At 69.7% G+C, this 14,341-nt stretch carries 14 protein-coding genes; 5 read left to right on the top strand and 9 right to left on the bottom strand.

The annotated features are described in order from the left end of the window. Positions 1–7: 7 nt before the first annotated feature. Complete coding sequence (locus tag BLW44_RS16105; protein ID WP_060927103.1) at positions 8–232, bottom strand: hypothetical protein; 225 nt, start codon at positions 230–232, stop codon at positions 8–10. A 53-nt stretch (positions 233–285) separates the two neighbouring features. Further along, positions 286–1,335 carry an Rv2578c family radical SAM protein gene (locus tag BLW44_RS16100; protein ID WP_060927104.1) on the bottom strand — a complete coding sequence of 350 codons (1,050 nt, stop codon included), beginning with the start codon at positions 1,333–1,335 and terminating at the stop codon, positions 286–288. 83 nt (positions 1,336–1,418) lie between these two features. Here BLW44_RS16100 and BLW44_RS16095 point away from each other — a divergent pair, with 83 nt between their 5' ends. Further along, positions 1,419–2,354 (top strand): M15 family metallopeptidase, encoded by a 936-nt coding sequence (locus tag BLW44_RS16095; protein WP_060927105.1) that lies wholly within the window; start codon positions 1,419–1,421, stop codon positions 2,352–2,354. A 198-nt stretch (positions 2,355–2,552) separates the two neighbouring features. Then, the gene (locus BLW44_RS16090; RefSeq protein ID WP_060927106.1) at positions 2,553–3,716 is read left to right on the top strand and encodes an acyl-CoA dehydrogenase family protein; all 1,164 of its coding nucleotides are present in this window, start codon (positions 2,553–2,555) and stop codon (positions 3,714–3,716) included. 323 nt (positions 3,717–4,039) lie between these two features. Here BLW44_RS16090 and BLW44_RS16085 read toward each other — a convergent pair whose 3' ends face one another. The 5 genes from BLW44_RS16085 to BLW44_RS16065 all read right to left on the bottom strand — a co-directional run bounded on the left by BLW44_RS16085 (position 4,040) and on the right by BLW44_RS16065 (position 8,839). Then, a complete protein-coding gene (locus BLW44_RS16085) occupies positions 4,040–4,615 on the bottom strand; it encodes an ECF transporter S component (protein ID WP_060928772.1) in 576 nt (191 codons plus the stop codon). A gap of 146 nt (positions 4,616–4,761) precedes the next feature. Then, positions 4,762–5,637, bottom strand: coding sequence for a siderophore-interacting protein (locus tag BLW44_RS16080; RefSeq protein WP_060928773.1), 876 nt, complete (start codon positions 5,635–5,637; stop codon positions 4,762–4,764). 11 nt (positions 5,638–5,648) lie between these two features. Further along, the gene (locus tag BLW44_RS16075; protein ID WP_060928774.1) at positions 5,649–6,467 is read right to left on the bottom strand and encodes an energy-coupling factor transporter transmembrane component T; all 819 of its coding nucleotides are present in this window, start codon (positions 6,465–6,467) and stop codon (positions 5,649–5,651) included. Next, positions 6,464–8,203, bottom strand: coding sequence for an ABC transporter ATP-binding protein (locus tag BLW44_RS16070; RefSeq protein WP_074731912.1), 1,740 nt, complete (start codon positions 8,201–8,203; stop codon positions 6,464–6,466). Before BLW44_RS16070 ends, BLW44_RS16075 begins: the two co-directional genes overlap by 4 nt. A 93-nt stretch (positions 8,204–8,296) precedes the next feature. Next, a complete protein-coding gene (locus BLW44_RS16065; protein WP_060928534.1) occupies positions 8,297–8,839 on the bottom strand; it encodes an ECF transporter S component in 543 nt (180 codons plus the stop codon). A gap of 145 nt (positions 8,840–8,984) precedes the next feature. On the opposite strand from BLW44_RS16065, the gene BLW44_RS16060 reads away from it, so the two are divergent. Further along, positions 8,985–12,038, top strand: a complete 3,054-nt coding sequence (locus tag BLW44_RS16060; protein WP_167347497.1) for a S8 family peptidase — start codon at positions 8,985–8,987, stop codon at positions 12,036–12,038. Positions 12,039–12,093: 55 nt separating this feature from the next. Here the strand turns inward: BLW44_RS16060 and BLW44_RS16055 are convergent, their stop codons facing one another. Then, positions 12,094–13,059 (bottom strand): pirin family protein, encoded by a 966-nt coding sequence (locus tag BLW44_RS16055; RefSeq protein ID WP_060928532.1) that lies wholly within the window; start codon positions 13,057–13,059, stop codon positions 12,094–12,096. A gap of 64 nt (positions 13,060–13,123) precedes the next feature. Here BLW44_RS16055 and BLW44_RS16050 point away from each other — a divergent pair, with 64 nt between their 5' ends. Further along, positions 13,124–13,504, top strand: coding sequence for a hypothetical protein (locus BLW44_RS16050; protein ID WP_060928531.1), 381 nt, complete (start codon positions 13,124–13,126; stop codon positions 13,502–13,504). A gap of 30 nt (positions 13,505–13,534) precedes the next feature. Here the strand turns inward: BLW44_RS16050 and BLW44_RS16045 are convergent, their stop codons facing one another. Continuing rightward, positions 13,535–13,894 carry a GNAT family N-acetyltransferase gene (locus tag BLW44_RS16045; RefSeq protein WP_338061391.1) on the bottom strand — a complete coding sequence of 120 codons (360 nt, stop codon included), beginning with the start codon at positions 13,892–13,894 and terminating at the stop codon, positions 13,535–13,537. Positions 13,895–13,932: 38 nt separating this feature from the next. Between BLW44_RS16045 and BLW44_RS16040 the strand changes: the two genes are divergently transcribed. Then, a complete protein-coding gene (locus tag BLW44_RS16040; protein WP_060928529.1) occupies positions 13,933–14,196 on the top strand; it encodes a ribbon-helix-helix domain-containing protein in 264 nt (87 codons plus the stop codon). Positions 14,197–14,341: the final 145 nt, after the last annotated feature.

Raw genomic sequence — 14,341 nt, 5'->3', positions numbered from 1 at the left:
TCAGCTGTCAGACCCCGTACGTCTCCCGCTCCGCTCGCCGCGCCTCCCGCTCCGCGTCACGAAGGCGGTCGCCGTCCCGCAGCACCGCGATCCCGATCAGCACGAACGAGGCGCCGAGCGCGGCCGCCCCGACCATCGCCAGTGTCGTTCCGCCTCCGAGCGGCATCAGTGTGCCGAAGACGGCGGCTGCGAGACCGGCGAGGAACAGCAGGGCGACATATCCGCGGAACATGCAGCCAACCTAGCGCGCCTTCCCCGGCGCGGCACCGCACGGCACCGACCGACTCAGAACAGCATGGGCTGCGCCGGAGCGGGCGCGGCGGCGGGGCGCGGGGGCAGCGCGGATGACCGGATGCCGCGCACCGGGTAGTCGTCTTCATGCTGGCCGTCGAGGCCGTGCAGCCGGATCAGCGGGCGAGCGCGCTGGGCGAGCCACTTCCGATAGCCCTTGGGCGCCTCGGCCGTGATGCCCGGATACAGCCCGCGATACGAGGAGACCAGGTCGGGGCGGTAGTCGCCCAGCCATTGCAGGAACCAGGGCTTCACGCCGGCGCGCAGGTGGAGCGCGCCGTAGATGACGCGGCTGGCTCCCGCCTCCTTGATACGTCGCAGAGCGGTATCGATCGCCTCGACCGAGTCCGTGAGGTGCGGCATGATCGGCATCAGGAAGACCGTGACGCGGAACCCGGCATCCCGCAGTGCCCGCACGGTGTCGAGTCGCGCCTGCGTCGTCGGCGTGCCGGGCTCGATCGCCTTCTGCAGGTCGTCGTCGTACATCGCGATGGACATCTGGATGTCGACCGGCACCCGCAGCGCTGCCTTCACGAGCAGCGGGATGTCGCGTCGGATCAGCGTTCCCTTGGTGAGGATCGACATCGGGGTGCCCGACGTCGCGAGGGCGTCGATGATGCCGGGCATCAGCTTGTATCGCCCCTCCGCCCGCTGGTACGGATCCGTGTTCGTCCCGAGCGCGACGGTCTCGTGCTCCCAGCTGCCGCGGCGCAGCTCGCGCTGCAGCACCTCGACGACGTTGACCTTCACCACGATCTGAGAGTCGAAGTCCGATCCGCCGTCGAGGTCGAGGTACTCGTGCGTGCCGCGGGCGAAGCAGTACACGCACGCGTGACTGCACCCGCGGTAAGGATTGATGGTCCACGCGAAGGGCATGCGGGATGCGCCCGGGACGTGGTTGAGCGCCGACTTCGACAGGACCTCGTGGAACGTCATCCCCGCGAACTCGGGCGTGGTCACCGTGCGGAGGACGCTCGAGCGATCCTCGAGCCCGGGCAGCGCAGCGGCATCGACGTCACCGAGCTTCTGACCTTGCCACCGCATGTCAGACATTCGAACATAACGACGAGTCGGAGTCAACTCGAACTCGCACATTTGTCCGGTTCCACTTAAGAGACAATGGAAGGATGCACGTCCAGCCGCAGCCTCAGCATGCGGCCCCGCGGTCCCCGATCCGCGGCCCCGCACTTCCGATCGGCCTCGCCGCGACCGCCATCGGCATCCTGCTGTCCCTCGCCGGTGCTCCGGTGGCGACCTCCGTGCAGACCGAGCTGGCGCTGCCCCAGCCGCTCGTCGTGCAGGAGGTGCCGGCCGTCGAGGTCGGTGCGACCACCGCGGCGGACCCGTGCGCCGAGCCCCGCGTGCAGCAGGCGATCTCGGTCGCCGACGATGCGGCGATCATCGCGGGCTTCGGTGGGGGCGAGAGCTTCCGGGCGGCCGTCGTCGCCGGCAACGCCCCGTGCATCGCCCTCGACGACCCCGCCCACGTCTGGGTGGTCGTGAATAAGGCGCGGCCTCTCGACCCGATCGCGTTCGATCCGCAGTCCCTCGCCGACATCCCGCTGCAGACGACCACCGAGTCCGGGCAGGCGCGCTCCGACGTGGCGACGGCAGTGGCTGAGCTGGCCGACGCCGCAGCTGCGGAGGGGGCGGGACGCATCGGCGCGAACAACGGCTACCGGTCGTACGAACTGCAGGTGGCGACGCACGACTCGCACGTGCGCGACAGCGGTCAGGCGGGAGCGGATGCCTCCTCGGCGCGCGCGGGTCACAGCGAGCATCAGACCGGGCTCGCCCTCGATCTCGTCGCCTGCGATCCGGCGTGCGGCGACATCGAGTCGTTCGGCGGCGCCGCGCAGGGGGAGTGGGTGGCGGCGAACGCCTGGGAGTACGGCTTCATCGTCCGATATGAGCAGGCGGGGTCGGGGATCACCGGCTACAAGCCGGAGCCGTGGCATCTGCGGTACATCGGTCGGGAGCTCGCTGCGGCCTACCATCAGGGCGGGTATCACACCCTCGAGCAGTTCTTCGGCCTCCCTGCCGCGCCCGACTACGCGCACTGACCGTCGCGCGCGCGCCCCTCAGGGGGCAGCGCGCCGCGGGTCGTGAAGCCCCCTCAGAATGCCGCCTGGTGGCATCCGACAATCGCGGTACCCAGTCTCACTGATTGTGGGATGCATTCTCACAACGGGCTGTCGTCGTGTCGGCGGCCCGACATAGAATCGCCGGAGCAACGACGCACGAACGTTCGGGAGGACGCAATGGAACGCGACATCTACGAAGAGGATCACGAGGCATTCCGCGACCTCGTCAAGGACTTCGTCAAGCGCCACGTGAGCAACGAGGCCATCGAGCGGTGGGATGCCGCGGGCGAGATCGATCGGGCGACCATGCTGGCGGCCGGCGAGGCCGGTCTCATCGGTCTGTCCGTCCCCGAGGAGTTCGGTGGCGCAGGGATGCTGCAGGACTACCGCTTCCGCACCATCGTGATGGAAGAGGTCATCGCCTCGGGCGCCGGGTCGCTCGCCGGTGCGTTCGGCATCCAGGACGACCTGGCTGTGCCGTACCTCGTGCACATGGGCACGCAGGAGCAGAAGGAGAAGTGGCTGCCTCGCATGGCCACGGGCGAGGTGCTCGGCGCGCTCGCGATGACCGACCCCGGCGCGGGCTCTGACCTGCGCGGCATCAAGACCAACGCCAAGAAGGTCGACGGGGGATACATCCTCAACGGCGCCAAGACGTTCATCTCGTCCGGCACGACGGCGGACGTCGTGGTGACCTTCGTCAAGACCGGCGAGGGCAACCGGCCCGACGCGTTCAGCCTGCTGCTCGTGGAGAAGGGCATGGAGGGCTTCGACCAGAGCAAGAAGCTCCGCAAGATGGGCTTCCACGGCTGGGACACGGCCGAGCTCAGCTTCACCGACGTGTTCGTCCCCGACGAGAATCTCATCAGCGGCAAGGAGGGCCAGGGCTTCATCCAGCTGATGTTGAACCTGCCGCTCGAGCGTCTGTCGATCGGCGTCGCCGCTGCCGCCGCCGCGCAGGCGGCTCTCGACTGGACCGTCGCCTACACGAAGGACCGCGAGGCGTTCGGCGAGCGCATCGCAGACTTCCAGAACACACGCTTCCGGCTCGCCGACATGTCTGCGACCACGGACGCCATGTGGGCGTACATCGATCGCGCGCTGGTCGCCTACCAGAACAGCACACTCACTGCGGAGGATGCCGCGAAGGTCAAGTTCTGGGCGACCGAGCGCGAGTGGGAGGTGCTCGACATGGGTGTGCAGCTGCACGGCGGCTACGGCTACATCATGGAGTATCCGATCGCACGGGCCTTCACGGATGCGCGGGTGCACCGCATCTACGGCGGCACGAACGAGATCATGCGCGACCTCGTCGGTCGTCAGATCGTCGGCAAGCGCTGACACATCACTGACAGCGGGGCCCCGGATGCCGCATCCGGGGCCTTTTCTGTGTGGTCATCGCCCGCCTCCGGTCCCCCCACCCCCGCATCCCCACCCCCTCATCCCCCTCTGCCCCTCTGCCCCGCTGCCGTGGGCACAGCTTCGGAGTTCGTGGTGCGACGCGCCGGTTTCCAGAGCGTGGCGGCGGCGTGTCGGCCGCGGCATCCGAAGCTGTGCTCGGCGGCGGCGGCGGCGGCGGCGGTGGCGGCGGTGGCGGTGGCGGTGGCGGTGGCGGGGCAGTGCGGGCAGGGGCAGGGCGGGATCGCGACGGATCGGGTCGTGGGTCAGCGGGGCAGACGTCCTCCGACGCCGGCGCGACGGAGCCGGTCGGCGATCAGGATGCCGAGAGCCGTGGCGCCCAGGCAGCTCGCGAACGTCAGCGCGAAGAACGCGATCTGCACCCAGAGCTCGAAGCTGCCGAGGTTGAACGACGCCCATGCGAGCACTGGGTAGACGATGCTGACGATGACCGCGCCGAGATAGTGCAGCCAGGTGCCCCAGTAGCGCCAGAGGACGAAGAGGAACGGCAGTTCCGTGAAGGCGGCCCACCAGAGGTTGGTGGCGACGCTGCCGAAGCCGTAGCCGGAGAACGGCACGATCACGAGTCCAGCGAGCAGGCCGACCAGTAGCCCGACGAGCGGGCGGCGCAGCAACCGCAGCGCGACGACCGAGGGCAGCAGCCACAGCCCCGCGAGGCCGACGCTGACGAACGGCAGGCCGAGGAAGAGGAACGTCGAGATCCAGTTCGCCGGCGCCAGGAGGGCGCCGCCGGCCACACCGAGCGCGGCACAGGTCAGCAGGATGGCCGTGGGGAAGCGGAAGCGTCCGCGGCCGCCCTCGCTGCGGGGTCGATTCTGCATCGCAGAACCCCGTTCGGGGTGCGAAACTGACCCCGCGTCGACGGAGGGGTGCGAAATCGACCCGGCATCGACGGAGGGGTGCGTTTCCGACCTCGCACCGGGGGTCGGGTCCGCGTACGGGTTCGAGCCGGCGGCATCCGTCCCGCTCATGCGAGGGGCTCCGCTGCAGCCTCGCGGGCGGTTTTCGACGCGGGGGATGACGCGCCGATCTTCCAGTAGCCGCAGAAGCTGACGGCGTTCTTGTCGACACCGCGCTCGCCGACGAGGTGCTTGCGCACCCCGGCCGCGAGCGACTGCTCACCGGCGGCATACGCGTGGAAGGGCGCCTCCGGGAGCGCGGTCTCGGCGAGGCGAGCCAGGGCAAGGGCGCCGGGGGCGACGGATTCCGGCCGCACGATCCAGACGACCTCGATGCCGACGGGATGCGGGAACTCCAGCGCGTCCTCGTCGGAGGGGACCTCCACGATCGCCATTCCGGTCGCATCGGCGGGCAGCGAGGCGCAGATCGAGGCGATCGCGGGCAGCGCCGTCTCGTCGCCGACCAGCACGACGCGGTCGATGCCGCGCTGAGGATTGAAGGTGAGACCCTCGTCGATGATGAGCACGTGCTCGCCCGGGGCGCAGGTCTCGGCCCAGCGCGACGCGGGTCCTGCCGTGCCGTCGGCCGCGGTGCCGTGCAGCACGAAGTCCACGTCGATCTCGGCGCCCGACCCGGCAATGGCCGGCCGGTATGCGCGCACGCTGTAGTTGCGCATGACGGGTCGCTCGCCGTCCGGGATGCGCAGGAACTTCAGATACCCGAACATCTTGTTCGCCTTCGCGGGAACGCGGTCGAGCCCGGCATCTCCGCCGATCGGCAGGAAGAGGCGGAACCACTGATCGAAGCCCATCGGGCGGAACTTCTCGATCTCGCCGCCGCCCAGGGTGACCCTCATCCAGTGCTCCGACAGTCGCTCGGTCCGGATCACGCTGAGGTGGATGAGCTCGGACGATTCGGGCTTGACCAGTTTGCTGTAAGCCATGCGGAGGCCTTTCAGGGCAGCTGCCAGGGGAAGAAGACCGTGAAGATCGCTGCCGAGACCGCGAGGCAGCAGACGATGAACACGGTGTCGCGCGCGCGGAACGGCACGAGGTGGCGTTCGGTGCGGGTCGGGTGAGCGCCGAAGGCGCGAGAGTCCATGGCGAGGGCGACGCGTTCGGCATGGCGGATCGCTCCGGCCAGCAGCGGCACGATGTACCCCCAGCCGCGGGCGATGCGGGCGAACGGCCCGCTGCCGCCGTGATGTCCGCGCACCCGGTGAGCGGCGCGGATGACCGCGAGCTCGTGGCCGAAGCGCGGCACGAACCGGAACGCGGCGAGGGCCGTGTAGCCGACGCGGTAGGGCACGCGGAGCTGCTGCACGCTCGCCCGGACGAGGTCGGGCCCCGTGGTCGTGAGACCGCCGATGAGCGCGAGGGCGATGATCGCCCCGAGGCGCACCGCGGTCGCGAAGCCGATCACGAGGGCGCCCTGGTAGAGGGTCCACGGGCCGAGCTGCAGCACGCCGGCGGTGTCGTCGACGCGGCTCGCGTCGACCCACAGCGAGAATCCGAGACCGATCGCTGCCATGCCCGCGGGCAGTGCGAGGAAGAGGAGGGCGGCTGTGCGGAGGGTCAGTCGCGCGCCGACGACGATCACCAGCAGCGCCAGCGCCAGGAAAGCTGCGGGGGTGGCGAGGTCGCGTACGAAGATGAGCACGAGCATCGCGGGGGCGACGCCGACGACCTTCGCCAGCGGATTCAGGGCATACAGGAACTGGCGTGGGGAGGAGGCGGTGACTGCGGCATACGGATCGAAGGTCTGCGTGCTCATGCGACAGGCCTCCCTGCAGCGGCGAGCACCCGCTGGAGCAGCGGAAGGCGCAGGCCGGCCTCCACGAACGCGCGCTCCGCGCGGAAGAGCACTGCGGTGCGATCGGCCGCGTGCACCCGGCCGTCACGCAGCACGATCGTGTGCGACGCATGCTCGGCGACGAGCTGCAGGTCGTGCGTGACGATGAGGATCGTGGTGCCCTCGTCTCGCAGATCGTGCAGCAGCGCGAGGAGCTCGGATGCTCTGGCGCGGTCCTGCCCGAAGGTCGGCTCGTCCAGGGCGAGCACCCGGGGGCGCGTGATCAGGGCGGTGCCCACCGACAGTCGGCGCTTCTCGCCGCCGGAGAGCAGGAACGGATGCACGTCGGCCTTGGCCTCGAGTCCGAAGCGGGCGAGCATCGAGTCGACACGCTCCCGCACCTCGGCATCCGGAGTGCGCCGCAGCCGGAGGCCGTGGGCGAGTTCGTCGAAGACCGTGTGCGCGATGAACTGGTGCTCGGGATTCTGGAAGACGAAGCCGATGCGGGCGGCGAGCTCTCGCGGCGAGGCGGAGCCGGGGTCCATCCCGTCGACGCTGACCTGGTGCCTGGGCGGCGGCACGACTCCGGCGAGCGACTGCAGAAGCGTGGTCTTCCCTGCGCCGTTGGTGCCGACGATCGCGGTGAGCGTGCCCGGCTCGATGTCGAGGTCGATGCCGTGCAGGATCTCGCTGCGGTGCCGACGGACGGTGAGGCCGCGAGCGCTGATGATCGGGGCCGGCGGGGCCGGCGGGGCCGGCGGGGTCGGGGCGGGCGGGTGCTCGGCCTGCGGAGTCACGGCCTGCGGCTGGGCCCGCGAGGCGGCCCCCTGCGGCTGGGCATCCCGCGGCTGACCGGCCGCGACGGCCGCGACGGCGGCGGCCAGCTCGTCCGGCGTGAGCGGCAGCACATCGTGGGGCAGGGTGCCGGCATCCTGCATCCGCAGCGCCGCGAGCGTCGCGGCCGGAAGCCAGACTCCCATCTCGAGCAGCTCCGGCGTGTGCGAGCGGATGACCTCGGCCGGCGGTCCGTCGAAGGCGAGCCGACCGGCACGATCGAGCACGATCGTGCGGGTCACGAAACCCATCGCCGCGTCGAGATTGTGCTCGACCAGCAGAATCGCGCGGTCGCCCGCGGCGACCACATCGCTCAGCGCGGCGTAGACGTCGTCGATGCCCTGCGGGTCGAGGTTCGCGGTCGGCTCGTCGAGCACGATCAGCGGCGACCCCATGGCGAGGGCGCACGCGATCGCGAGTCGCTGCCGCCCGCCGCCCGAGAGTCGATCCGGGTTCTCCCGCCGCCGTTCCCAGAGGCCGACCCGTCGCAGGGACTCCTCGGTCCGCGCACGCACCTCGTCGAGCGACAGCAGCAGGTTCTCGGGTCCGAACGCGACCTCGTCATAGAGGGTTCCCGTGACGATCTGGGCGTCGGGATCCTGGAACACCATCGCCACCCGCGTGCTCAGGGTCGCCGTGTGGGCGTCGGAGGTGCGCAGCCCGCCGGCCTCGACGGTGCCCGTCATGGTCGCGGGGACGGCGTGCGGGATGAGCCCGTTCAGCGCGAGGGTGAGAGTGGACTTGCCTGATCCGGAGGGGCCGAGCAGGAGCACGACCTCGCCGGGGTGGATGTCGAAGTCGACGTCGCTCGGAGAGGGGTGCACGGCGTCGGCGTGCGTGATCGAGAGGTCACGTACGCGGAGAAGAGGCGCAGATGTGCGCACGGCAGGTCCCCGGTCTCGGCGGAAGGTACCCCACCAACTTAGCTGAGCCTTACCTGATCTGCACGCCGTCCATCGGGATCGGATGACGGGGTGTCAGCGCCGTGCGACGCCGGCGCGGCTGAGGGCTGCCCCGACTGCGAGACCCACCGCCGTCCACACGATCGGTCCGAGGACCGAGATCACCAGATACGTGATCTGCGCCCACGGCGGCAGTACGGCCAGGTGCGCGGCGAAGAAGACGACGATCGCCACGACCACCCCGATCACTCCCGCCGAGAGGAAGAAGCGCCATGCACCCCAGGCGCGGTAGCGCGTGAGCGCGGCGATGCCCTCCTGAATGGCGCCGAACAGCAGCGCCGTGCCGATGAACCGCAGCGACCACGCGGGGTTGAACGCGCTGGAGATGAGGGCGGCGATCACATGCGTGACGAGAGCGACCAACGGCCGGCGCAGCACCTCCTGCGCGATGATCCCCGGCAGCACATGCGACCCCAGCACGAGTCCGTAGAGGAAGGCCGGTCCCGCGAGGACCGGCAGCGTGAGCCAGCCGGCGATCCCGCCCAGGATGCCCGTGGCGACGCCGATCGCGGCACAGACGAGCAGCACTCGAGTCGTCAGGACGGGGGAGGAGGCCACACCTCCAGCCTACTGTCGACCATTGGCGACTCGGCTGGCCGTTCGTCCAGGAATAATCCCCGACTCTGGTGCGGGGACGGAAGGCGGGCGTAGCTTGAACGCCGGTGCGGCAACGCAGTCGTACCGTGATCATCGGGAGAAGCACATGGGTCGAACACCCCTCCGGATGGCAGCGGCCACCACCCTGGCCACGCTGTTCATCGCGTCGACGGCAACCGCAGGCTACGCAGGGACGGAGGAGGTGAATCACCCCACTCCGGTCGAGGGCACGCCAGGGCACTACATCGTGGTCCTCAAGTCCGACCCCCTCGCCAGCTACACCGGTGACGTCAAGGGTCTGAAGGCCACCAAGCCCGCGGAGGGCGAGCAGCTCGAGACCCAGTCCAAGGACTCCCAGCGCTATGTCCAGCACCTCGAGACCGAGCAGAAGACGGTCGCGCAGGAGGCGGGCATCACCCCGGAGACCACGTATCAGGTGGTTCTCAACGGCTTCAGCGCAGAGCTCTCCGGCGAGCAGGTCGACAAGCTCCGCGCCTCGAAGGACGTCTACGGCGTCTACCCCGACTTCGTCAGGCACCCCGACGCTCAGACGTCGACGAGCTTCCTCGGTCTCGGTGACGACAAGAAGGGCCGCGGCGGCGTCTGGCAGCAGACCGGCGGAGTCGAGAAGGCCGGCGAAGGCGTGGTCGTGGGTGTCATCGACACCGGCATCGCCCCCGAGCACCCGTCGTTCGACGGCAAGGATCTCAAGAAGCAGAAGAAGAGCGACAAGCGCCACAAGGGCACCCAGCCCTACACCGATGGCAGCTACGTGTACTTCGACAAGTCCGACGGCGGCCAGTTCCGGGGCGCCATGGTCGAAGCGCAGGAGTGGGACAAGAGCGACTACTCGACGAAGCTGATCGGCGGGCAGTACTTCTCCGCCGGTGCTGCGGCGGCGGGCTTCGACTTCCAGTACGACTACCTCTCGCCGCGTGACGGCGACGGCCACGGCTCGCACACCGCGAGCACCGCTGCGGGCAACTTCGGCGTCAAGGCGTCGATCGAGAACGTGAACTTCGGCACGGTGTCCGGTGTCGCCCCGGGCGCGAAGGTCGCGGCCTACAAGGCCTGCTACGTCGGCCCGGACGAGGCCGTCACCACCGATGACATCTGCGCGGGCAGCGACCTGATCGCCGCGATCGACCAGGCCGTCGCCGACGGCGTCGACGTGATCAACTACTCGATCGGCGGCGGAGCGGCATCCACCGTCCTCGCCCCCGAGGACATCGCCTTCTTCAACGCCGCAGCGGCCGGAGTCTTCGTCGCGACCAGCGCCGGCAACGACGGACCCGACTCCGTCACGGCCGACCACGCCTCGCCGTGGTACACGACGGTCGCAGCCTCCACCATCCCGACCTGGGAGGGTACGGTGCAGTTCCCCGGCTTCGCGCAGGCAGGTGCATCCGTGAGCGTGCCGTTCGGCACGACCGTGACCGGACCCTCGATCTACGCGGGTGACGCCCCGGCCGCCGGAAAGGCCGCCGCCGACGCGGCGGTGTGCCTGCCCGGCTCATTGGATGCGGCGAAGGTGGCCGGCCACATCGTGGTCTGCGACCGCGGCAACAACGCCAGGGCCGAGAAGTCCCAGGTCGTGAAGGATGCCGGCGGCAAGGGCATGGTCCTCGTGAACGTGCCGGGAGCTGCCGACTCGCTCGACAACGACTTCCACGCCGTCCCGACGGTGCACCTCGCCTCCGCGCACCGCGCGGCCGTGCTGGCGTACGTGCAGGGCGGCACGGACCGCTCGATCTCGCTGGTGGGCAAGAACACCACCGGAGTGGTGACGCCGGTGCCCCAGATCGCGGGCTTCTCGAGCCGCGGACCGATGCTGGCCGACGGCAGCGACATCATGAAGCCCGACATCGCGGCTCCCGGTGTGGCGATCCTCGCTGCGACGCAGAACGCGCCGGGTGAGAAGCCGACCTTCGGCATCCTGTCCGGTACCTCGATGGCCTCTCCGCACATCGCGGGTCTCGCTGCCGTCTACCTCGGGGAGCGGCCGAACGCCAAGCCTGCCGAGATCAAGTCCGCGATGATGACCACGGCATACGACACGGTCAACCCGGACGGCTCGAAGAACAAGGATCCCTTCCAGCAGGGCGCGGGTCAGGTCGACCCGAAGCGCATGTTCAACCCGGGTCTGCTCTATCTGAACGATGTGCCCGACTGGGTCGCGTTCCTCGAGGGCAAGGGTCTGGCCGACTACCCCGGCGAGCCGATCGACGGCAGTGATCTGAACGTCGCCTCATTCTCGATCGGGTCGCTCGCGAGCGCCCAGACCGTCACCCGCACGGTGACGGCGACCGAGAAGGGCACCTTCACGGCATCCGTGGATCTGCCCGGCGTCAAGGCCACGGTGAAGCCGTCGACCCTGAAGTTCACCAAGCCCGGCCAGAAGGCGACGTACACCGTCACCTTCGACAACCAGAGCGCCCCGGTCGAGCAGTGGGCGACGGGATCGCTGACCTGGAAGAGCAAGAGCAACGCGGTGCGCTCGCCGATCGCGGTGTTCCCGGTCACGGCGGATGCTCCGGCCGAGGTCTCGGGCACCGGCGTCGACGGGTCGACGACCGTCGATCTGACCCCGGGAGTCGACGGCGACCTCGCCCTCGGTCTCTCCGGTCTGACGCCGTTCACGCTGCTGGAGGACCCGGACGGCCGGGTCGCCGGACATTCGGGCGACGAGGCATCGGGAGACGAGAACAAGGACGTGTCGTGGATCGTGGACGTGCCGGAGGGCAGCACCCTCTCGCGCTTCGACCTCGATTCGTCAGATGACACCGGAAGCGACCTCGACCTCACGGTCTACCGGGTCGTGAGCCCCGACGACCTGCGCTACTACGAGCGCTGGCAGTCGGCGACGGGATCGGCCGATGAGCGGGTGACGCTGCCGGCACCGACGGCCGGCACCTACCTGGTCGTGGCCAACGTGTACTCGACGACCGCTCCGATGACGTGGGACATGACCTACGCCAACGTCCAGCCTGAGGGAGAGGGCGCGTTCACCGCGAACCCGAACCCGATCCCCGCCGTCCGCGGGCAGGCGACGAGCTACGAGCTCAGCTGGACCGGCCTGACCGCCGGCACCCGCTACCTCGGGCTCGTGCAGTACGGCGAGTCTGACGTGCGCACGGTCGTCACGGTCGACGCGCAGTAGCATCCGATCAGCGGCGCCCCGTGCTCTTCGGAGCGCGGGGCGCCGCTGCGTGCGGTCAGATCCTGCGGCCCCGCGGCATCAGCCTCACGTCGGGCAGGGGTGGTGCGGGGATGCGCACGTCGTGGCCCTCGACGACGCCGAAGCGGTCGGAGGCGGCCTCCCAGTCGGTGCGCGCCTCGACGATCTCCTCATGAGTGCGTCCGGCGAAGTTCCACCACATCACGATCTCGTCCTCGAAGGGCTCGCCGCCGACGAGGAAGAGGAGGGCGCCCTCCGCGCTCGACACCTCGACGTCCGACCGTGAGTCCCCGAGGTAGAGCATGTCGTTGCGGGCGAGCTCGTGCGTCGACACGACCGCGTCGCCCTCGACGAGCATCAGCGCGTGCTCCCAGTCCGCGCGCAGCGGCAGCCGTATGCGGGCACCGGGGGGAACCGTGATCTCGGCACCGACGATGGGCGTATGCACGGTCGCGGGCGAGGTCACGCCGGCGAACTCGCCGAGCACGACGGTGGCCGTGGCATCCGATCCCTGCTCGGAGCGGAGGGCCACGGCGGGCAGGTCCGTGTGGCGTTCGAAGCCCCCGTCTCCGTGCCTCGCCCCCTCGGGCAGCACCACCCAGAACTGCAGGGCGTCGAGGGGCACGGGCCCGTCGCCGATCGAGTACTCCGAATGCGAGATGCCGTTGCCCGCCGTCATCAGGTTGAGCTGGCCACGGCGCAGGTCGGCGTCGCTGCCGAGCGAGTCGCGGTGGCGGATCTCGCCGATCAGCGGCCAGGTCACCGTCTGCAGCCCGATGTGCGGATGCGGTTCGACACGCATGCGCGTGTCAGCGGGGCCGAAGCGATCGAGGAAGCACCAGGCGCCGATCGTGGGGAGGTTGCGGTGCGGCAGCACGCGCAGCACGCTCATGCCTCGCACGCCGCCGAGGGGCACCTCACGCGGCTCGAGGATGATGCGGCGCTCGCCGATCCGCGCTGCGTCGCCGCCTGCGACGTCCGACGTGCTCGCGATCTCCGTCATCCGATTCTCCCTCGCTCAGGTGCGTCGGCACCCCGGCTGTCGAGCGGACTCGTAGGCTCGGCGGATGATCGCGCGACGCACTCCCATTATCCTGCTCGCCCTCGGTGCATCGGCCGCCATGCTGTCCGGATGCACCTCCGGCGGCGATGCGGACTTCTGCGGCCCGCTCTTCGACGACACGCAGACCGCGGCGACCGCCTTCTCGCCGCTGATCGCGGGGATGAACACGGAGGGCGACGTCCAGGCCCGCCTCGCACTCGTCGAGGAGCTCGAGCCGCCGACGCCTGAGCTCGCCGACGACCTGAAGGCCTGGGAGGGTTATCTGGAGGTCGCCGTCGACGCGATCGGCGACGACCCGACAGCCCTCATGACCGCCTACGACGACGACGTCAAGGCGTCGGGCGAGGCGCTGTTCGAGTACTACACCGGCACCTGCCTGCAGTAGGCCGGCGGGGCAGCTTCAGACCGCGCGGGATCACGCTTCCGCGGGTGCCGTGCCAGGACGCTGGGGCCAGCGGATCTCCGCGCCGGGGATCTCATGCGTGGTGAGGTACTTGGCGATGTACGGGCACAGCGGCACGATCGCCTCGCCGGATGCCGTGGCATCGGTGAGCGCTCGTTCGGCCAGGATGCCAGCGAGTCCCTGGCCCTGGAACGCGGGATCGATCTCGGTGTGCACGAAGCGGATGGCGCCGGGGCGCAGGTCGAACTCGGCGAAGCCCGCGAGCGTCTCGCCTGAGCGGATCTCGTAGCGGGAGGCGGCGTCGTCGCGGGTGACGGTGATGTCGGTCATCGGGGCTCCTTCGGGCGTCTGCCACCAACCTACGCCCGTCAGGCCTTCCGCGGTCCTGATTTCCGTATTACATTATTCATATGAGTGAGCGAGAGTCGATCGGCGGTGTGCCGGTCTCAGAGGAGCAGATCGCGCAGTGGGCTGCGGAGGCGGAGGTCGGATACGACGTGCCGGCGCTCAAGAAGAGAGGACGCGGACGTCCGGGACGAGGAGCTGAACCCTCGCAGGTGGTCGCGTTGCGTCTCACGGCAGAGGAGCTCGCGTTCATCGACGCGCGCGCCGAGCGTGAGGGAAAGTCGCGCTCGGACATCATCCGCGAAGCGCTCGCATCCGTCGCGGCGTGAAGGTCCACGAGTGAGCCAGGAGACACGGCGTCTCCGACCAGGACGCCGTGCAAGCCGCAGGCTGGCCACTGTGGGTCGAGGACCTCGATGAGAACAGCCCTGCGCGTCAGCTGCGTCTCGGATTCGACACCCGAGGGCGATTGCT

The organism is Microbacterium hydrocarbonoxydans, assembly GCF_900105205.1.
GTDB classification, from domain to species: domain Bacteria; phylum Actinomycetota; class Actinomycetes; order Actinomycetales; family Microbacteriaceae; genus Microbacterium; species Microbacterium hydrocarbonoxydans.
The sequence above is the reverse complement of the archived record's forward strand: the minus strand, read 5'-3'. Positions and strand labels throughout refer to the sequence as shown.